The organism is Pseudomonas sp. X10 (assembly GCF_054889225.1).
On sequence record NZ_CM142677.1, the window covers coordinates 4,420,889 to 4,438,634 of the forward strand.

Genomic DNA, 17,746 nt, shown 5'->3' on the forward strand with positions numbered 1-17,746 from the left:
TTTCCAAACCTTCGGTTTGAGCTGCAAGCTGCAAGCTGCAAGTTACAAGAAAAAGCCGTGTGGCGTAAATCCGGTAGCTGGCGACTTGCCTGCATGCCGCGGGATTATCGGTTCAAATTTGAGCGGCGAGCTAGAGACCGCTACGGTCCCGATCCAGCTTGCCGCTTGAAGCTTGAAACTTGCCGCTCAGGACAGCTGTTCGACGCGGATGCGCACGACCTTGCCCACCACGTCCTGCAGGGCTTCCAAGGCAACGATGGCGTCATCGATACGTTGTTCGATCACACGGTGGGTCAACAGGATCATCGGCACCAGGCCATCCTGCTCTTCCGCTTCCTTCTGCATGATCGATTCGATGTTGATGCCGCGCTCCGACAAAATGCTTGCCACCTGGGCTAGCACGCCTGGGTGATCCTTGGCCTGGATCCGCAGGTAGTAGGCGCTCTCGCAAGCTTCGATCGGCAGGATCGGGTGGGCCGACAACGAATCGGGCTGGAAGGCCAGGTGCGGCACGCGGTTCCCCGGGTCCGAGGTCATGGCGCGGACCACGTCGACCAGGTCAGCCACCACCGACGAGGCGGTCGGCTCCATGCCGGCGCCGGCACCGTAGAACAGGGTGGAACCGGCGGCATCGCCATTGACCATCACCGCGTTCATCACGCCATTGACGTTGGCGATCAAACGGTCGGCCGGGATCAGGGTTGGGTGCACACGCAACTCGATGCCATTGGCGGTGCTGCGGGCCACGCCCAGGTGCTTGATGCGGTAGCCCAGGGCTTCGGCATAGTTGACGTCAGCGGTGGTCAACTGGGTGATGCCTTCGGTGTAGGCCTTGTCGAACTGCAACGGCACGCCAAAGGCGATCGAGGCTAGGATGGTCAACTTGTGCGCCGCATCGATGCCTTCGACGTCGAAGGTCGGGTCGGCTTCGGCATAGCCCAGGGCCTGGGCCTCGGCCAGCACGTCCGGGAAGGCACGGCCCTTCTCGCGCATCTCGGTGAGGATGAAGTTTCCGGTGCCGTTGATGATACCGGCCACCCAATTGATGCGGTTGGCCGAGAGGCCCTCGCGGATGGCCTTGATCACCGGGATACCGCCGGCCACGGCGGCTTCGAAAGCGACGATCACGCCCTGCTCGCGGGCCTTGGCGAAAATCTCGTTGCCGTGCACGGCGATCAGCGCCTTGTTGGCGGTGACCACGTGCTTGCCGTTCTCGATGGCCTTGAGCACCAAGTCCCGGGCGATGGTGTAGCCACCGATCAGTTCAATTACGATATCGATCTCTGGGTTGCTCGCGACCTCGAAGACATCAGCGGTAATGGGGGTACCGGTAATCTGGCAGTTCGGGTTTTGCGAGCGCATGGCAATCTGTGCCACTTCAATACCACGCCCGGCACGGCGGGCGATCTCCTCGGCGTTGCGCTGAAGTACATTGAAGGTTCCGCCACCGACGGTCCCCAACCCACAGATGCCTACTTTGACCGGTTTCACTGTGAACTCCCCATTGAACGGCCGGCAGCTTGCCGACCGTGAAAACAGCCGTCTCCCCATGGCGACGGCGTACTGATTGAATTACTTGGCTGCGTTACCATTCGCGGCCAACGCCAGCTTGGCCACTTGCGGCGCCGGCTGGTAGCCCGGAATCACCTGGCCGTCGTCCAGGACGATCGCCGGGGTGCCGTTGACGCCGATCGACTGGCCCAGCTGGAATTGCTTGCTGACCGGATTGGCGCACTTGGCGGCCTTGATTTCCTTGCCATCGATCATCTTGTCCAGCGCCGCACGGCGGTCGCTGGAGCACCAGACCGCCTGCAACTGCTCGTCACCCGGCGAGCCGAGCCCCTGGCGCGGGAAGGCGACATAGCGCACTTCGATACCACGGCGGTTGAGTTCGGGCACTTCGGCGTGCAGCTTGTGGCAGTACGGGCAGGTGGTGTCGGTGAACACGGTGATGTGCGACTTGGCCTCACCCTTGGCAGGATAAACCACCATCTCGGCAGCTGGAATGCCGTTGATGAGCTTGGCGATGCCCTGACGCTCGGTCTTCTCGGTCAGGTTGACTGGCTTGCCATCCTGGATCTGGAACAGGTAGCCCTGCATGACGAACTGACCGTCGGCACTGGCATACAACACACGACCGCCCTGGAGCTTGACTTCGTAGAGGCCATTGAGCGGGCTGCTGGCGACGCTTTCCACAGGGACCTGCAGTTCCAGCGATTGCAAGGTCTTGCGGATCGCCTGCTCGGCGCCATCGGTGGTTGCCGCGGCGGCAAAAGTACTGACCAGCGCCAGTGCGGCGGCGGCAAAAATCTGGGTCACGCGCATGGGTTCTCCTGAAGGCGGACGCGGGCCACGGGGGTGTCATGCGCGGGGAATACGCGGCGACCATGTGGCCCTTGGTGCAAACCGCTCAAGCCTACCACAACCGGCTGGCCCTGGCCGACTCCGAGCGCGTCAGGTGACGGACGATGAATTTCGCTCATCCACGCGGATGGTGCTGGGCATGCAGTTGTTGCAGGCGTGCCCGGGCCACATGGGTGTAGATCTGGGTCGTGGACAGGTCGCTGTGGCCCAGCAGCATCTGCACCACCCGCAGATCGGCGCCATGGTTGAGCAGGTGCGTGGCGAAGGCATGGCGCAGAGTGTGCGGCGACAACGACTTGTCGATCCCGGCCACCTGGGCCTGATGCTTGATGCGGTGCCAGAAGGTCTGACGGGTCATTTGCTCGCCACGCTGGCTGGGAAACAGCACATCGCTGGGACGGCCGTTGAGCAGCTCGGAACGCCCATCACGCAGATAACGCTCCAACCAGAGCACCGCCTCCTCGCCCATGGGCACCAGACGCTCCTTGCTGCCCTTGCCCATCACCCGCAGCACGCCTTGGCGCAAGTTGACCTGGTCGAGAGTCAGGCTGACCAACTCGGTCACCCGCAGGCCACAGGCGTACAGCACCTCGAGCATGGCCCGGTCGCGTTGACCGATGGCCTCGCCCAAGTCAGGCGCCTGCAGCAACGCTTCGACATCGGCCTCTGACAGCGACTTGGGCAGCGGACGCCCCAATTGCGGCATTTCTACCTGCAGGGTCGGGTCGACGCCGATCAGCTTCTCGCGCAACAGGTAACGGTAGAAACCACGCAACCCGGAAAGAAAACGCGCCGTCGAACGCGGTTTGTAGCCTTGGTCCAGGCGCCACGCCAAGTGGTCGAGTATCAGCTCACGGCCGGCATCGGGCAACGCCACGCCATGCTCCTGCAGCCAGCCATTGAACAGCGCCAGATCGCTGCGGTAGGACACGCGGGTGTTGTCCGAGAGGCCTTTTTCCAGCCAGAGGGCATCGAGGAACTGGTCGATCAGGGGGTGGTCAAGAGCGGGCATGCGCAGTCGCTGGATAGGGTGGATGAGCCTAGTGTTTCATAGGGCGTGACAGGTTGTCTGTAGCGGCCCTTCAGGCCTCCGGCAACACCGGCACGGGCCTCTTGTCCTCATCGATGGCGACGAAACTGAACACACCATGGATGGCCCGCTCACGGCCATCGAGGTACATGTTCTCGACGAACACATCCACCTCGACCTGCAGACTGGTGTTGCCCACCTTGGACACAGTACCAACCAGTTCGACGATGGAGCCGGCGGCGATCGGATGCTTGAAGTCGATACGGTCGGTGGACACGGTCACCAGCGGCAGACGGCAGAAGCGCGTGGCGGCGATGAATGATACTTCGTCCATCCAGGCCAGCGCGGTGCCGCCGAACAGCGTGTTGTGGTGGTTGGTGGTGGACGGGAAGACAGCCTTGGTCACGCGGGTCACCGACAGTTCGGTGCGGCGCTGGATTTCCTGGTCTCGTGGGGTCATGGAGCTCACATCGCAAAGGCAAGGTTCTGGAAAGCAAAAAAGCAGCCCGAAGGCTGCTTTCTTTCGCATAGCGACGATAGCCGCCGGTCAAACTGCACTCAGGACAGTTTTTCCTTGATGCGAGCGGCTTTGCCGGACAGGTCGCGCAGGTAGTACAGCTTGGCCTTACGCACGTCACCACGACGTTTCACGGACAGGCTGTCGATCTGCGGGCTGTAGGTCTGGAAAGTACGCTCAACGCCAACGCCGCTGGAGATCTTGCGCACGGTGAAGGCGCTGTTCAGACCACGGTTACGCTTGGCAATGACGACGCCTTCGAAGGCCTGCAGACGAGAACGCTCACCTTCCTTCACTTTCACCTGGACGACGATGGTGTCGCCCGGGGCGAAGGCCGGGATCTCTTTGCTCATCTGCTCAGCTTCGATCTGCTGAATGATTTTGTTGGTCATGCTGTGCTCCTAAGGTAAATCGTCTGATCTACCATCGATACGTTAACTATCGTCCCGCTCGCGGAGGTACTCCTCGAGCAGCTTCTTCTCTTCTCCAGAAAGTGAGCGACTTTCCAGAAGATCGGCGCGTCGTTCATAGGTCCGCCCAAGGGACTGCTGTAAACGCCAACGCCGGATGTGTGCATGGTTGCCACTGAGCAACACGTCGGGAACACGCTGATCCGCATACACCTCCGGTCGGGTGTAATGCGGGCAATCGAGCAGACCGTCGGTGAAGGAGTCTTCCTCCGCCGAGTCCACATGCCCTAAAGCTCCGGGCAGCAGCCGCGTAACCGCATCGATCAGCACCATGGCCGGCAGCTCGCCACCGGACAGCACATAGTCGCCAATCGACCACTCTTCATCGACATGAGCCTCGATAAAGCGCTCGTCGATGCCTTCATAACGACCGGCGATCAGGATCAACGATTCCTGTTGCGCCAGGCCTTTGACCGCCTGCTGGGTCAGCTTGCGGCCTTGTGGCGAAAGGTAGATCACCTTCGCCGCTGCTCCGGTCGCCTGCCTGGCACTGGCCAGGGCGTCTTCCAGAGGCTTGATCTTCATCACCATGCCCGGACCACCGCCAAAAGGCCGATCATCCACCGTATGGTGACGATCCGTGGTGTAGTCCCGCGGGTTCCAGCAGGTCACTTGCAGCAACCCCTGTTTCACCGCACGGCTGGTAATGCCGTACTCAGTGATGGCCGAGAACATCTCGGGGAACAGCGTGACGACCTCGACTCGAAGGTTACCCATCGGTTAGAAGTCCGCGTCCCATTCGACCCGCATCACGCCTGCTTCCAGGTCGACTGCCAGCACGCATTGCTCCGTATAGGGCAACAAGCGCTCGCGGTCATCCAGGCTGCCTGCGCAGGGCCTGACCACCATTACATCGTTCGCGCCGGTCTCCAACAGATGATCGATCTTGCCGAACAGATGTTCGTCTTGATTGATGACCTTCAAACCTACCAACTGGTACCAGTAGTACTCGTCGACAGGCAGGTTGGGCAAAAGGCTCCGCGAGATGCAGATCTCGTAACCGCTCAGAAGACGTGCTTCGTCACGATCGTCGAGGCCCTTGAGCTTCACGACCAATCCCTTTTGCGAGGAACGACCGCTGACCAGCTCGACCTGCTTTACCACGCCTTCGTGCCGAAGCATCCAGCGGGGGTAATCCAACAGGTTTTCAATCGGATCGGTAAAGGAATACACCTTCACCTCGCCGCGAACGCCGTGAACCGAAAAAATCTTGCCAACAACGATCAGGTCGTCAGCCTTTTCTGGCGTCGCGTTCATACTGCTCAGGCGGCAGCCTTGGCAGCGTCCTTCAGCAGCTGAGCAACACGCTCAGACGGCTGTGCACCCTGGCTCAGCCAGTAGTTGGCGCGTTCCTGATCAACGGACAGGCGAACTTCGCCGCCAGCAGCGATCGGGTTGAAGAAACCGATACGCTCGACGAAACGGCCATCACGGGCGTTACGGCTGTTGGTCACGGTCAGGTGGTAGAATGGGCGCTTTTTGGAGCCGCCACGGGCAAGACGGATGGTTACCATGTGAACATCGTTCCTGTAGTCGGTGCTGCAAATCTGTAATGCACAGTGGGCACGGGTGCCCAAAAGGCCGCATATTCTCAGGGAATATACGGACTTTTGCAAATGCCTTTTTACGTCGGGCCTTGACCCGCCGTTCAGATTCGCCAGTTGCGCTGCCAGTCAAGGCAGCAGTATTCCCGCCGGTGGCGGGGTTCCGGAGGCCGTCCCCTTAAGGCAAGGCCTCCTGAATAGGGTTTACAGCTTCGGCATGCCGCCGCCCGGCATCATTCCGCCAAGGCCACGCATCATCTTGGCCATGCCGCCCTTGGCGGAGAATTTCTTCATCATCTTCTGCATCTGTTTGTGCTGCTTGATCAGGCGGCCGATGTCCTGCACCTGGGTGCCGGAACCAAGGGCGATACGACGCTTGCGCGAACCGCTGATCATTTCCGGGTCGCGGCGCTCGGCCGGCGTCATGGAGTTGATGATCGCCTCCATCTGCTTGAACTGCTTCTCGGCCGCGCCCTGGGCGTTGCCCATCTGCGCCAGGTTGACCCCACCGATGCTCGGCAGCTTGTCCATCAGGCCGCCGAGGCCACCCATGTTCTTCATCTGTTGCAACTGGTCGCGGAAATCTTCGAGGTCGAAGCCCTTGCCCTTCTTCAGCTTCTTGGCCAGCTTGTCGGCCTTGGCCTTGTCGATGGTCTGCTCGGCCTGCTCGATCAGGCTGAGCACGTCGCCCATGCCGAGGATCCGCGAGGCGATGCGGTCCGGGTGGAACGGCTCGAGCGCTTCGCTCTTCTCGCCCATACCGATGAACTTGATCGGTTTGCCGGTGATGGCGCGCACCGACAGCGCGGCACCGCCGCGGGCATCGCCGTCGACCTTGGTCAGGATCACGCCGGTCAATGGCAGCGCGTCGCCGAAGGCCTTGGCCGTGTTGGCCGCATCCTGACCGGTCATGGCGTCGACCACGAACAGGGTCTCGATCGGCTTGACCGCAGCGTGCAGGTCCTTGATCTCGGTCATCATCTCGGCGTCGACGTGCAGACGACCGGCGGTATCGACGATGACCACATCGATGAACTTGAGCTTGGCTTCACGGATCGCCGCTTCGGCGATGGCCACCGGCTTCTGACTGATGTCCGACGGGAAGAAGGTCACGCCGATGTCGCCGGCCAGGGTCTCCAACTGCTTGATCGCCGCCGGGCGGTAGACGTCGGCCGAGACGACCATCACGCTCTTCTTCTTGCGCTCCTTGAGGAAGCGCGCCAGCTTGCCGGCGGTGGTGGTCTTACCGGCACCCTGCAAGCCGGCCATCAGCACCACGGCGGGTGGAGCGGCGTTGAGCGCGAGGTCTTCGTTGGCCGCGCCCATCAGGCCTTCGAGCTCTGCCTGGACGATCTTCACGAATGCCTGGCCCGGCGTCAGGCTGCGAGACACCTCGGTGCCGACCGCACGTTCCTTGACCTTGTTGACGAAATCCTTGACCACCGGCAGGGCGACATCGGCCTCGAGCAATGCCATGCGCACTTCACGCAGGGTATCCTTGATGTTGTCTTCGGTCAGCTTGGCCTTGCCGGTGACATGGCGCAGCGTCTGTGACAGGCGGTCGGTCAGGTTTTCGAACATGGTGATCCTTTCAGGCTTCGTGAAGCCGAGGTTTGTCAGGCGCCCCGGGCGCATATAGGCAAGCGCGGGGCACAGCAAGCAGGCGATTATAACGAAGACTGCGACCTGCGCACACCATGCGCACGGCCGTCGGTCTTCCTTGGCAGGCGCGTTCTATGCCAAACTCAGTCTCTTTAGGGCTTGCCTAACAGGACTTATGCTCTCCTTGTCCCCCAGTCTACTTCCCAACCTGATCGCCGCCTGCCTGTACGTGGCCGCGACCTTCTATCAAGGCTCGCGCCTGGCCCAGGGCACCCGGGCCGACAAACGGCTGCTTGGCCTGCTCGGCGCACTCGCTGTGATCGCCCAGGGCACGGCCCTGTTCTGGCAGTTGCTGACGCCGCTGGGTCTGAGCCTGGACTTCTTCAGCGCCGCCAGCCTGATCGCCACGGCAGTCATCGCCCTGACCCTGCTGGCCTGCCTGAGAATTCCTGTCGAGAACCTGCTCCTACTGCTGTTCCCGCTGGGCGCGGTCACGGCCCTGCTGGCCCAGTTCGCGCCGCCCGGCACGGTGCCGCTGATCAACGAGGAGCCTGGCATCCTGGCGCACATCCTGCTGTCGATCCTGGCCTACGGCCTCTATACCATCGCCGTGTTCCAGGCCCTGCTGCTGCTGTTGCAGGACCACCAGCTCAAGCACAAGCACCCTTCCGGGCTGATCCGCAATTTTCCGCCCCTGCAGACCATGGAAAGCCTGCTGTTCGGCTTTCTCTGGGCCGGCTGGGTCCTGCTTTCGCTGTCGCTGATCTCCGGCTGGCTGTTCCTCGACAACCTGTTCGCCCAGCACTTGGCGCACAAGACCCTGCTGGCCTGCATCGCCTGGGTGGTGTTCAGCGTGCTGCTGTGGGGCCGCACTCGCCTGGGTTGGCGCGGCCACAAGGCAATTCGCTGGACCCTCGCCGGTTTCTGCCTGCTGATGCTCGCCTATTTCGGCAGCAAGCTGGTCCGCGAATTCATCCTGCATATCTGACGGCCACGTAATGGACACTCTGCCGTTCGCCCCCCTGCTCGGCACATTGGTACTGGCGCTGCTCTGGTCGGCACTGTTCAGTGCCGTGGATGCCGCCCGCCAGCAACTCAATGGCCACCACCGCCACACCGACAGCCCGGAGCCGAGCGTGGCACCCCAGGCCCTGGTGCTCTGCGCGAGCCTGGGCAAACTGCTGGTGCTGGGCCTGGCCTGCTTGATCGGACAGCGCCACAGTGGCGAGCAGGGTTTCTGGCTGGCCGGCCTGGGCGCCGCCCTGGTACTGCTGGTGCTGGCCGAATACCTGCCCCGGCGCCTGGCCCGGCGCAATCCACAGGCCTTCATCGTCCTCGGCAACAGCCTGCTGAAACTTCCCCTGGCCTTGCTGCAGCCCTTGGCCTGCCTGCTGGACGGTTGCGCCAAACTGATGCTGCGGCCTTTCCGCGTGCAGTCCGGCGGCGTCACCCCGCACCCGCAGGACGACACCCTCTTCGATGAGGACGAGCCCCACGAGGAACCCCGACCTAGCCTGCCGGATGGCCTGCAGGCGCTGGACCGGATTACCGTCAACGACATCCTGGTGCCGCGCAACGAGGTCGATGGCGTCAATCTGGACGACCCGATCGAGCAGATCATCGAACAGTTGATCATCAGCCGCCACACTCGCCTGCCGGTCTACCACAGCGACATCAACCAGGTCGAAGCCATCCTCAACACCAAGCTGATCAGCCACCTGTTGCCCAAGGCCGAGCTGACCCCGGAGAAGCTTCAGGCCGCCTGCTACGAGCCCTACTTCGTTCCCGAGAGCACACCGCTGCAGATGCAGTTGCTGAACTTCCACAAACAGCAGCGCCGCCTGGGCGTGGTGGTCGACGAATACGGGGAAGTCCTGGGTATCGTCACCCTGGAGGACATCCTCGAGGAGATCGTCGGCGAGTTCGAAGACGAGCACGACCTGAACAACCCGCATATCCACCCGCAGTCCGATGGCCGCTATGTCATCGAAGGCACAGCGTCTCTGCGCGAGCTGAACCGCAGCCTGGGCTGGCACTTACCCTGCGACGGCGGCCCGAAGACCCTCAACGGCCTGGTCACCGAAGCCCTGGAAAGCATCCCGGAAAGCGCCGTCTGCCTGAAGATCGGCCGCTACCGCTTGGAAATCCTCGAAACCGAGGACAATTGCGCCAGCCGCGTGCTGATCTGGACCGTGGCTCGGTAAGGCCTTTTTCATTCTCCGCCACGAATGAAACGGAAACAGAGCCACGCTATACTCCCGCGACGCTTACCCAGCCCTGCCGTCCCGCCCGCTACCCGCACCCGGCGTCCCACGGCCAGTCCGCACGACTGACGCGCGCTCAGCGGCCCTGCTCCACACCCCGGACAGTGCCCGCGCCAGCCCCTATCCTCCACGGGCATACGTCCAGTCCGGCGACCTACAACAATACGCTCCGGCGTCTGCGCGCCCGTGCCTGCCTGGGCCCGCACGCAGACAATGCCGATGGAGCCCCGACTGTCAGGGACCTACGCAATGACAACCAGCAGTACCTATGTCGACTCGACCCCGGCCACCCCGGTCAACTCACCTGCGCGGGTGGCCACCGCCAGCTTCATCGGCACCGCCATCGAGTTCTATGATTTCTACGTCTACGCCACTGCCGCCGCCTTGGTCATCGGCCCGGTGTTCTTCCCCCAGGGGTCGGGCACCGCACAGATGCTCTCGGCCTTCCTGACCTTCGGCATCGCCTTCCTGGCCCGCCCACTGGGCTCGGCGCTGTTCGGCCATTTCGGCGACCGCATCGGACGCAAGTCGACCCTGGTCGCCTCGCTGCTGCTGATGGGCGTATGCACCACGCTGATCGGCGTCCTCCCCGGCTACGATAGCATCGGCGCCTGGGCACCGATCCTGCTCTGTATCCTGCGCTTCGGCCAAGGGCTGGGGCTTGGTGGCGAATGGGGTGGCGCGGCCTTGCTCGCCACCGAGAACGCCCCGGAAGGCAAGCGCGCCTGGTTCGGCATGTTCCCGCAACTGGGCCCCTCGATCGGCTTCCTTGCCGCCAACGGCCTGTTCCTCACCTTGGCACTGGTGCTCAGTGACGAGCAGTTCCGCGAGTGGGGCTGGCGCATTCCCTTCCTGCTCAGCGCCGCACTGGTCATCGTCGGCCTCTATGTGCGCCTGAAGCTGGAAGAGAGCCCGGTGTTCGCCAAGGCCGTGGCACGCCACGAGCGGGTGAAGATGCCGGTAGTCGACCTGTTCGCCCGTTACTGGCTGCCGACCCTGCTGGGCGCTGCGGCGATGGTGGTGTGCTACGCCCTGTTCTACATCTCCACGGTGTTTTCCCTGAGCTATGGCGTCTCGACCCTGGGTTACAGCCGTGAGTCGTTCCTTGGCATGCTGTGCTTCGCCGTGGTCTTCATGGCCCTGGCCACGCCACTGTCGGCCTGGCTCAGCGACCGTTACGGGCGCAAGCCGGTACTGATCGTCGGCGGCCTGCTGGCGGTGGCTTCGGGTTTCACCATGGAACCCCTGCTGACCTCGGGCTCGACCACCGGAGTGGCGTTGTTCCTGACCATCGAGCTGTTCCTCATGGGCGTGACCTTCGCCCCGATGGGCGCGCTGCTGCCGGAGCTCTTCCCGACCCACGTGCGCTACACCGGCGCCTCGGCGGCCTACAACCTGGGCGGCATCGTCGGCGCCTCGGCGGCACCCTTCTTTGCCCAGAAGCTGGTCAGCATGGGGGGATTGAGCTGGGTTGGCGGGTATGTTTCAGCGGCGGCCGTGCTCAGCCTGATTGCCGTGCTGTGCTTGAAAGAGACGCGAAACAACCAGCTGTAAGCGCCAAGCCAGAAGCTGCAAGAGCGATAGTGCAACGCTTGCGGCTTCTGGCTTTGACGGTGCAGCCTCAGAGTTCGACCTTGACCGCCTGCGAAGCCCGGGTCGCCTTGGCCCGGGCAGCCTCGATCGACTCATCACGGGCCAGGCAAACCCCCATGCGCCGCTGGCCATTGACCTCCGGCTTGCCAAACAGGCGAATGGCAGTGTCCGGCTCGCTCAGCGCCGCGCCCAGGTTGGCGAAGGTGGTCTGCTGCGACTGACCCTCGACCAGGATCACCGCCGATGCCGAAGGCCCGAACTGACGGATCACCGGGATCGGCAGGCCGAGAATGGCCCGCGCATGCAGGGCGAACTGCGACAGATCCTGGGAAATCAGGGTCACCAGGCCGGTGTCATGCGGACGCGGCGACACTTCGCTGAACCACACTTGGTCACCCTTGACGAACAGCTCGACGCCGAACAGGCCGCGACCACCCAGCGCGTCAGTGACCGCCTTGGCCACTCGCTCGGACTCGGCCAAGGCCTTGGGGCTCATGGCCTGGGGCTGCCAGGACTCCTGATAGTCGCCCTTCTCCTGACGGTGGCCCACCGGTGCGAGGAAGGTGGTGCCACCAACATGGCGGACAGTCAGCAAGGTGATCTCGTAGTCGAAATCGATGAAGCCCTCGATGATCACCCGGCCCTTGCCAGCGCGGCCGCCTTCCTGAGCGTAATCCCAAGCCTTCTGCAGGTCGTCGGCGCTGCGCAGCAGGCTCTGCCCCTTGCCCGAGGAGCTCATCACCGGCTTGACCACGCAGGGGTAGCCGAGGTCCTCGATAGCCTTGCTGTAGTCTTCGAAGGTGTCGGCGAAATGGTACGGCGAGGTCGGCAGGTCCAGCTCCTCGGCGGCCAGGCGACGGATGCCTTCGCGGTTCATGGTCAGTTGGGTGGCGCGGGCAGTGGGCACCACGTTGAAACCTTCGTTCTCCAGCTCGACCAGGGTCGCCGTGGCGATGGCCTCGATCTCGGGAACGATGTAGTGGGGCTTCTCGGCCTCGATCACGGCCCGCAAGGCAGCACCGTCGAGCATGTTGATCACATGGCTGCGGTGGGCGACCTGCATGGCCGGCGCGTCAGCGTAGCGGTCCACGCCGATCACTTCGACGCCCAGGCGCTGCAGCTCGATCACCACTTCCTTGCCCAGCTCGCCACAACCACAGAGCAGTACACGGGTCGCGGTGGGCGACAATGGGGTTCCGATACGGGTCATCTCAGGTCCTCGAAGGCATACGGGGCCGCCCTGCTGCGGGACAGCCGCTGAAAAGGACCGGTATTCTACACCCCACATTGCCCTTTGGGGCTGATTCGCCCCCATCGCAGCGGACCGAGGACGTAGTCCTCGCCTACAGCAAGACTACGTGGCCAGCGCCCCCTTGCGTGCCCGCCAGGCCATGGCCAGCCAGACCACGGTCACTCCGCCGAACTTGGAGGCCAGCGCAGTACCGGCCACGGCCGGGGTCAGGGCGCCGATCATGCCAAAGAAGATGAAGGTGTCCACCGGGATGCTCAGTGCAGAGCTCAGCCACAGCCGGTCACGCAGCGGCCGACGGGTGATGCTGAACACCAGCCAGTCGATCAGTTCGGAGACAGCGAAGGCAGTGGCGCTGGCCAGAGCGATAGCAGGCTCGGAGGTCGCGTAAGACAACACCAGCGCCACCAGCATGGCGACCAGCGCGCCATGCCCGTAGCGGGTCTGCACCATGTCGCGAAGGATGAATACCAGGCCGCCCCAGGCGGACCAGATCACGTCCAGGTGCGGAGCGCTGGAAAAGGCGTAGTTGATCAGCACTACGCTGCTGATATAGGCAATGAGATAGAACATGGACTCGACCATCGGGCAAGCCGCACAGGGTACTGTAGCGGCCGTCCGTGGCCAAGGGCTCACTGACCGAAGATCAGCCCTGCCGCCAGCGCCCGCTCATGGCACAGGCGCAAGACCTCGCGGCGCTCCTGGTTGTCCATGCGCCCCCAGCGGGTGATTTCCGCCACCGTGCGCTGGCAGCCGACGCAGATGTCCTGCTCATCCAGCGCGCAGACGCTGACACAGGGCGAGGCGACCGGGCGTTCCGGGTTGCTCATCTCAGTCATCCTGTGGCGCTAGGTCACGGGCATAGCGCTCGGCATTGTGCACATAGTGCGCGGCGCTGGCTTCGAGCATGCGTTTCTGCGCCTCGGTCAGCTCGCGCACCACCTTGCCGGGCGACCCCATGACCAGCGAGCCATCGGGGATCTCCTTGCCTTCAGGGATCAGCGCGTTGGCGCCGATGATGCAGTGCTTGCCGATCCGCGCGCCATTGAGGATCACCGCGTTGATGCCGACCAGGCTGTAGTCGCCCACCGTGCAGCCGTGCAGCATGGCGTTGTGGCCGACGGTCACGCCTTTGCCGAGGGTCAGCGGCGAGCCCATGTCGGTGTGCATCACCGTGCCGTCCTGCACGTTGCTGTCTTCACCGATGTCGATCAGTTCGTTGTCCCCGCGCAGCACAGCGCCGAACCAGACATTGGCCCTGGCCTGCAGGCGTACCTTGCCGATCAATGTGGCGTTCGGCGCGGCCCAACTGGTGGGGTGGGTCTCGACCCGCAGGTCGCCCAGGCGGTATTTCATGGAAAGCTCCTCACAGTACGGCGGTGCTGGCGGGTGAAACCCCGCTCAATTCTGGATGAAACGCTCGGGTGGTCGTTGCAGATCGATGCGCGCGTCATAGAGCAGGTTGACCAGTTCAACGATCATGATCGCCGAAAGCCCCCAGATCTTGTACTCGCCATAGCGGTAACTGGGCACGTACCAACTGCGTCCCTGGTAATCGATGCGGTGGGTATGGTCGCGCGGGTCCTGGCGGAAAAAATCGAGCGGCACGTTGAATACTGCCGCGATTTCCGCATCGTTGGCCTGGTATTCCACGTAATCGGGAATCAGCCCGACGAATGGCGTGACCTTCAGGCCATGCAAGGAAATCAGCGGGCTGAGCGGGCCGATCACCTCCACCAGCCCCGGCGGCAGGCCGATTTCCTCTTCGGCCTCGCGCAAGGCGGTGAACACCAGGTCCGGGTCTTCCGGGTCGCGGCGCCCCCCTGGGAAGGCCACTTCCCCCCCGTGGGTCGACAGGCCCTTGGCACGCAAGGTTAATACCAGTTCCGGCTCTTCGCTGCGGGTGATGGGCAAAAGCACCGCCGCTTCAGGAAAACGGCGGTCCGTTTCCAGTGAAGCCGGGGTATGGTTGCTCATTCGGCGAAGAAGCTCGTCCAGCATTGCACACTCTCGATTCCAGGGCCTACCCTGCATGATGCACCAAAGCCGCGGGGCACCCAAGTCCTGCTTGGAAGCGGCTTGCGGGGCTGTCGGCAAGCACGCCAAGATAGGCAGCCCCTAGAGGAATGAAAGCATGAAATTCTGCAGCGCGTGCGGCCAGCCAGTCATCCAGCGAGTCCCCGAAGGCGACAGCCGCCTGCGGTACGTCTGCGACTATTGCCAGACCATTCATTACCAGAACCCGAACATCGTCGCGGGCGTCCTGCCGATCTGGGGCAGTCAGGTCCTGTTGTGCCGGCGGGCCATAGAGCCGCGCCGGGGCTATTGGACCCTGCCAGCCGGGTTCATGGAGAACGGCGAGACCCTGGAGCAGGCCGCCCGTCGAGAAACAGTGGAAGAAGCCTGTGCCCGCGTGGGCCCAATGAGCCTGTACCAGTTGTTCGACCTGCCCCACATCAACCAGGTGCACGTGTTCTTCCGTGCCGAACTGGCCGACCTGGACTTTGCCGTGGGCATCGAAAGCCTCGAGGTGCGGCTGTTCGAGGAAAGCGAGATCCCCTGGGGGGAACTGGCTTTCCGCACCGTCGCTCGTACCCTAGAATGCTATTATCGTGACCGCATCGAGCAGCACTATCCGATAGGCAATGAATACCTGCCGCCGATGAATGTCTCGTCACCCAACACCTAGTTTTCAGGGATTCGGTTTCATGCGCTGGTTGCTTGCCCTTTTCTGCCTTGCCGTGGCCTCGGTATCCCAGGCGGCCTTCACCGAAACCATCATCCGCAAGCCGGTGGATGCGTTGGGTTCGGCGCCCCCGAGCATCGACAAAGTGCTGGTGATCAAGTCCGAACGCCGTCTGCAATTGATCAGCCGAGGCGAGCCGCTGAAGACCTACCGCATCTCCTTGGGCAAGCAGCCCAAGGGCACCAAGTTGCAGGAGGGCGACAAACGCACCCCCGAGGGCTTCTACTGGATCGACTGGCGCAAAGTCAGCGATCGCTACAACCTGGCAATGCACATTTCCTATCCGAACATCAGTGACTCAGCCCGCGCCCGGCGCGAAGGCGTCAATCCCGGCGGCATGATCATGATCCACGGCACACCGCTGAACGAAGAGTACCCCGAGTGGTACTTCCATACCCTGGACTGGACCGAAGGCTGCATCGCCATGAAGAACGATGACATGCGCGAAGTCTGGAACCTGGTCAAGGACGGCACCTTGATCGAGATCCGCCCCTGAAGTCCTGCTTTCCGGTGCTTTACGCCGGAAATACCTTACCTTGAAACGGTACACGCCCGACATCTTGCTCGGCACGGGACCGCATCCAAGCGAATAGCGACATTTTTAGAATCCACGCAAACGAGTACCTGAGTCGTACGCCGCTTGCAGGATTCTGCCATGCCGAGATCTTCGCTCCACCGGGCCAGCCTGCGCTTTGCCGTGCTGTGGCTAAGCCTGCTCATCGCCCCCCTTGCCACGGCCAACGACCCGGCCAGCCAGCAACTGCGCGACCAGCAACAGCAGATCCAGCAACTGGAACGACAACAGCGCCTGCAGCAATGGCAACGGCGCGCCCAGCCACGCGAAAGTATCGACGCCGATGCTCCCCCGCAGCAAGACCAGCGCTGCTGGCCGGTTTCCGCTGTGCGCCTGGCGGGCAACAGGCGACTGCCAGGGCAAAAGCTCGAAGAGGCGTTGCGCCCGCTGATCCGTCCCTGTATGGGTGTGAACGACATCAACCAGTTGCTCAAGGCCATCACCGAGCGCTATGTGCAGGCGGGCTACCCAACGAGCCGACCATTCCTGGCACACAGTCCCCAACCTGGCGCGCCGCTGGACATCCAGATCGTCGAGGGCTTCGTCGAGTCCGTCGAGCTGGCCGACCCTGAACTTCCCCTGTCCCTTCGCGGCGCCTTTCCCGAGTTGCTGGGCCGGCCCTTGTACCTTCCAGATCTGGAGCAGGGCCTGGACCAGCTCAACCGCCTGCGTGCCTTCGACCTGGGTGCCGACTTGCTCCCGGGGCAATTCGAGGGTGGCACCCGGGTCGTCATCCAGCCCCGTCGTGTCGACCCGCGCTGGCACCTGGACAGCAGCTACGACAACCGTGGCAGCCCGTTGACCGGCCGTCACCGCCTTGGCCTCGGCCTAGGCCTGGACAGTCCGCTAGGGCTCAACGACTACCTGCGCCTCTCGCTGACGTCGACCATTGCCCAGGCACCCGGCGAGGCCAGGGGCCTGAGTATCTACTACAACATTCCCTACGGGCCCTGGACCTTCGGCCTGAACGCCAGCCGCCTCAGTTACCGGGCGCCGCTGCCGGGCGGACACCTGGCGGGCAATGGCGAAAGCACCTTCCATGGCCTGAGCCTGGAACGCACCCTGTGGCGCAACCAGCAGGGCCTGCTCAGCGCAACAGCACGACTGGACCGCAAGCAACTGGTCAACCGCCAGGCCGGTCAGGTCACGCGACTGCAAAGCCCAACCCTGACCACGCTTGAAATGGGCCTTAACCTGCTCTGGCTGGAAAACGGCCTATGGAATGCCTACCTGGGCCTGTCACAAGGCGTGAACGGGTTGGGCGCCGACCGCAATGCCTTGAGCCAGAGCAGCCCACAACCACACTTTCGCAAGTACCGCGCCAACCTCCTGCACCTGCGCCAGGGGCCTGTGAACCGGCCCTGGCGCTGGCAGAGCGAACTGAACCTGCAATACAGCAGCGATCCCCTCCCCTCCATCGAACAGTTGTGGCTCAGCGACGACACGGCCGTGCGCGGCTTTCGCCAGCACAGCGTCGCCGGGGCCACCGGTGCTGTCTGGCGCAATACCTTGAGTTACCCCCTGCCCCTGCCTTTGCCGGCCACCGTCGAACTGCGCCCGCACCTTGGCCTCGACCTCGGCTGGGCGCGCTACACCCAGGCAAGCCCCGGACAACGCCTGGCCGGCGCCGCTGCCGGTCTCTCCCTGAGCTTTCCCGGCAGCCGCTTGCGGTTCGACTACCAGCGCGCCCTCCATGCCAGCGACAAACCCCACCAGGATCTGGAAACGGGCTTTTGGGTGCTGGAGTGGGCCTTGAACATCTGACTCACCAACAAGAAAGAGAGAGAGCCACT

Annotated in this window: 20 protein-coding genes; 6 read left to right on the plus strand and 14 right to left on the minus strand. The window is 63.1% G+C overall.

The window, feature by feature from the left end:
• Nucleotides 1–186 precede the first annotated feature (186 nt).
• From ACYU03_RS20150 to ffh, 9 genes are all read right to left on the minus strand, one after another.
• Complete coding sequence (locus tag ACYU03_RS20150; protein WP_461886385.1) at nt 187–1,491, minus strand: homoserine dehydrogenase; 1,305 nt, start codon at nt 1,489–1,491, stop codon at nt 187–189.
• Nucleotides 1,492–1,572: 81 nt separating this feature from the next.
• The gene (locus ACYU03_RS20155; RefSeq protein ID WP_461886386.1) at nt 1,573–2,325 is read right to left on the minus strand and encodes a thioredoxin fold domain-containing protein; all 753 of its coding nucleotides are present in this window, start codon (nt 2,323–2,325) and stop codon (nt 1,573–1,575) included.
• Nucleotides 2,326–2,479: 154 nt separating this feature from the next.
• A complete protein-coding gene (gene xerD, locus ACYU03_RS20160; protein WP_461886387.1) occupies nt 2,480–3,376 on the minus strand; it encodes a site-specific tyrosine recombinase XerD in 897 nt (298 codons plus the stop codon).
• 70 nt (nt 3,377–3,446) lie between these two features.
• Complete coding sequence (locus tag ACYU03_RS20165; protein WP_461886388.1) at nt 3,447–3,854, minus strand: acyl-CoA thioesterase; 408 nt, start codon at nt 3,852–3,854, stop codon at nt 3,447–3,449.
• Nucleotides 3,855–3,952: 98 nt separating this feature from the next.
• A complete protein-coding gene (gene rplS, locus ACYU03_RS20170) occupies nt 3,953–4,303 on the minus strand; it encodes a 50S ribosomal protein L19 (protein ID WP_461886389.1) in 351 nt (116 codons plus the stop codon).
• Nucleotides 4,304–4,345: 42 nt separating this feature from the next.
• Nucleotides 4,346–5,098: a tRNA (guanosine(37)-N1)-methyltransferase TrmD gene (gene trmD / locus ACYU03_RS20175; RefSeq protein ID WP_461886390.1), complete on the minus strand. Its 753-nt coding sequence runs from the start codon at nt 5,096–5,098 to the stop codon at nt 4,346–4,348.
• A 3-nt stretch (nt 5,099–5,101) separates the two neighbouring features.
• Nucleotides 5,102–5,638 carry a ribosome maturation factor RimM gene (rimM, locus tag ACYU03_RS20180; protein WP_461886391.1) on the minus strand — a complete coding sequence of 179 codons (537 nt, stop codon included), beginning with the start codon at nt 5,636–5,638 and terminating at the stop codon, nt 5,102–5,104.
• Between the two features lie 5 nt (nt 5,639–5,643).
• Entirely contained in the window at nt 5,644–5,895 is a 252-nt protein-coding gene (gene rpsP / locus ACYU03_RS20185) for a 30S ribosomal protein S16 (protein WP_196177750.1), read from the minus strand.
• 234 nt (nt 5,896–6,129) lie between these two features.
• The gene (gene ffh / locus ACYU03_RS20190) at nt 6,130–7,506 is read right to left on the minus strand and encodes a signal recognition particle protein (RefSeq protein WP_461886392.1); all 1,377 of its coding nucleotides are present in this window, start codon (nt 7,504–7,506) and stop codon (nt 6,130–6,132) included.
• A gap of 196 nt (nt 7,507–7,702) precedes the next feature.
• On the opposite strand from ffh, the gene ACYU03_RS20195 reads away from it, so the two are divergent.
• The 3 genes from ACYU03_RS20195 (at nt 7,703) to ACYU03_RS20205 (ending at nt 11,345) form a co-directional block, all read left to right on the plus strand.
• Nucleotides 7,703–8,515 carry a cytochrome C assembly family protein gene (locus tag ACYU03_RS20195; RefSeq protein ID WP_461886393.1) on the plus strand — a complete coding sequence of 271 codons (813 nt, stop codon included), beginning with the start codon at nt 7,703–7,705 and terminating at the stop codon, nt 8,513–8,515.
• 10 nt (nt 8,516–8,525) lie between these two features.
• Nucleotides 8,526–9,731 carry a transporter associated domain-containing protein gene (locus ACYU03_RS20200; RefSeq protein WP_461886394.1) on the plus strand — a complete coding sequence of 402 codons (1,206 nt, stop codon included), beginning with the start codon at nt 8,526–8,528 and terminating at the stop codon, nt 9,729–9,731.
• 309 nt (nt 9,732–10,040) lie between these two features.
• A complete protein-coding gene (locus tag ACYU03_RS20205; protein WP_461886395.1) occupies nt 10,041–11,345 on the plus strand; it encodes an MFS transporter in 1,305 nt (434 codons plus the stop codon).
• A 67-nt stretch (nt 11,346–11,412) separates the two neighbouring features.
• Here the strand turns inward: ACYU03_RS20205 and purT are convergent, their stop codons facing one another.
• From purT to ACYU03_RS20230, 5 genes are all read right to left on the minus strand, one after another.
• Nucleotides 11,413–12,594, minus strand: coding sequence for a formate-dependent phosphoribosylglycinamide formyltransferase (gene purT, locus ACYU03_RS20210; protein ID WP_461886396.1), 1,182 nt, complete (start codon nt 12,592–12,594; stop codon nt 11,413–11,415).
• Between the two features lie 144 nt (nt 12,595–12,738).
• Nucleotides 12,739–13,206: a preQ0 transporter gene (locus ACYU03_RS20215; protein WP_461886397.1), complete on the minus strand. Its 468-nt coding sequence runs from the start codon at nt 13,204–13,206 to the stop codon at nt 12,739–12,741.
• Between the two features lie 59 nt (nt 13,207–13,265).
• Complete coding sequence (locus ACYU03_RS20220; protein ID WP_461886398.1) at nt 13,266–13,463, minus strand: DUF1289 domain-containing protein; 198 nt, start codon at nt 13,461–13,463, stop codon at nt 13,266–13,268.
• A 1-nt stretch (nt 13,464) separates the two neighbouring features.
• Nucleotides 13,465–13,989 carry a gamma carbonic anhydrase family protein gene (locus ACYU03_RS20225; RefSeq protein WP_461886399.1) on the minus strand — a complete coding sequence of 175 codons (525 nt, stop codon included), beginning with the start codon at nt 13,987–13,989 and terminating at the stop codon, nt 13,465–13,467.
• A 45-nt stretch (nt 13,990–14,034) separates the two neighbouring features.
• Nucleotides 14,035–14,634 (minus strand): CoA pyrophosphatase, encoded by a 600-nt coding sequence (locus ACYU03_RS20230; protein ID WP_461886400.1) that lies wholly within the window; start codon nt 14,632–14,634, stop codon nt 14,035–14,037.
• Nucleotides 14,635–14,767: 133 nt separating this feature from the next.
• Here ACYU03_RS20230 and ACYU03_RS20235 point away from each other — a divergent pair, with 133 nt between their 5' ends.
• The 3 genes from ACYU03_RS20235 to ACYU03_RS20245 all read left to right on the plus strand — a co-directional run bounded on the left by ACYU03_RS20235 (nt 14,768) and on the right by ACYU03_RS20245 (nt 17,717).
• Entirely contained in the window at nt 14,768–15,322 is a 555-nt protein-coding gene (locus ACYU03_RS20235; RefSeq protein WP_461886401.1) for an NUDIX hydrolase, read from the plus strand.
• A gap of 19 nt (nt 15,323–15,341) precedes the next feature.
• Nucleotides 15,342–15,875, plus strand: coding sequence for a L,D-transpeptidase family protein (locus tag ACYU03_RS20240; RefSeq protein ID WP_461886402.1), 534 nt, complete (start codon nt 15,342–15,344; stop codon nt 15,873–15,875).
• Nucleotides 15,876–16,034: 159 nt separating this feature from the next.
• Nucleotides 16,035–17,717: a ShlB/FhaC/HecB family hemolysin secretion/activation protein gene (locus tag ACYU03_RS20245; RefSeq protein WP_461886403.1), complete on the plus strand. Its 1,683-nt coding sequence runs from the start codon at nt 16,035–16,037 to the stop codon at nt 17,715–17,717.
• Nucleotides 17,718–17,746 lie beyond the last annotated feature (29 nt).

Coding starts and splice junctions, on each gene's coding strand:
- ACYU03_RS20155 (WP_461886386.1), bottom strand. CDS start 2,325: ATGCGCGTGACCCAGATTTTTGCCGCCGCCGCACTGGCGCTGGTCAGT.
- ACYU03_RS20195 (WP_461886393.1), top strand. CDS start 7,703: ATGCTCTCCTTGTCCCCCAGTCTACTTCCCAACCTGATCGCCGCCTGC.
- ACYU03_RS20245 (WP_461886403.1), top strand. CDS start 16,035: ATGCCGAGATCTTCGCTCCACCGGGCCAGCCTGCGCTTTGCCGTGCTG.
- ACYU03_RS20230 (WP_461886400.1), bottom strand. CDS start 14,634: ATGCTGGACGAGCTTCTTCGCCGAATGAGCAACCATACCCCGGCTTCA.
- ACYU03_RS20165 (WP_461886388.1), bottom strand. CDS start 3,854: ATGACCCCACGAGACCAGGAAATCCAGCGCCGCACCGAACTGTCGGTG.
- purT (WP_461886396.1), bottom strand. CDS start 12,594: ATGACCCGTATCGGAACCCCATTGTCGCCCACCGCGACCCGTGTACTG.
- ffh (WP_461886392.1), bottom strand. CDS start 7,506: ATGTTCGAAAACCTGACCGACCGCCTGTCACAGACGCTGCGCCATGTC.
- ACYU03_RS20215 (WP_461886397.1), bottom strand. CDS start 13,206: ATGTTCTATCTCATTGCCTATATCAGCAGCGTAGTGCTGATCAACTAC.
- rplS (WP_461886389.1), bottom strand. CDS start 4,303: ATGACCAACAAAATCATTCAGCAGATCGAAGCTGAGCAGATGAGCAAA.
- rimM (WP_461886391.1), bottom strand. CDS start 5,638: ATGAACGCGACGCCAGAAAAGGCTGACGACCTGATCGTTGTTGGCAAG.
- ACYU03_RS20235 (WP_461886401.1), top strand. CDS start 14,768: ATGAAATTCTGCAGCGCGTGCGGCCAGCCAGTCATCCAGCGAGTCCCC.
- trmD (WP_461886390.1), bottom strand. CDS start 5,098: ATGGGTAACCTTCGAGTCGAGGTCGTCACGCTGTTCCCCGAGATGTTC.
- ACYU03_RS20220 (WP_461886398.1), bottom strand. CDS start 13,463: ATGAGCAACCCGGAACGCCCGGTCGCCTCGCCCTGTGTCAGCGTCTGC.
- ACYU03_RS20240 (WP_461886402.1), top strand. CDS start 15,342: ATGCGCTGGTTGCTTGCCCTTTTCTGCCTTGCCGTGGCCTCGGTATCC.
- ACYU03_RS20200 (WP_461886394.1), top strand. CDS start 8,526: ATGGACACTCTGCCGTTCGCCCCCCTGCTCGGCACATTGGTACTGGCG.
- ACYU03_RS20225 (WP_461886399.1), bottom strand. CDS start 13,989: ATGAAATACCGCCTGGGCGACCTGCGGGTCGAGACCCACCCCACCAGT.
- ACYU03_RS20205 (WP_461886395.1), top strand. CDS start 10,041: ATGACAACCAGCAGTACCTATGTCGACTCGACCCCGGCCACCCCGGTC.
- xerD (WP_461886387.1), bottom strand. CDS start 3,376: ATGCCCGCTCTTGACCACCCCCTGATCGACCAGTTCCTCGATGCCCTC.
- rpsP (WP_196177750.1), bottom strand. CDS start 5,895: ATGGTAACCATCCGTCTTGCCCGTGGCGGCTCCAAAAAGCGCCCATTC.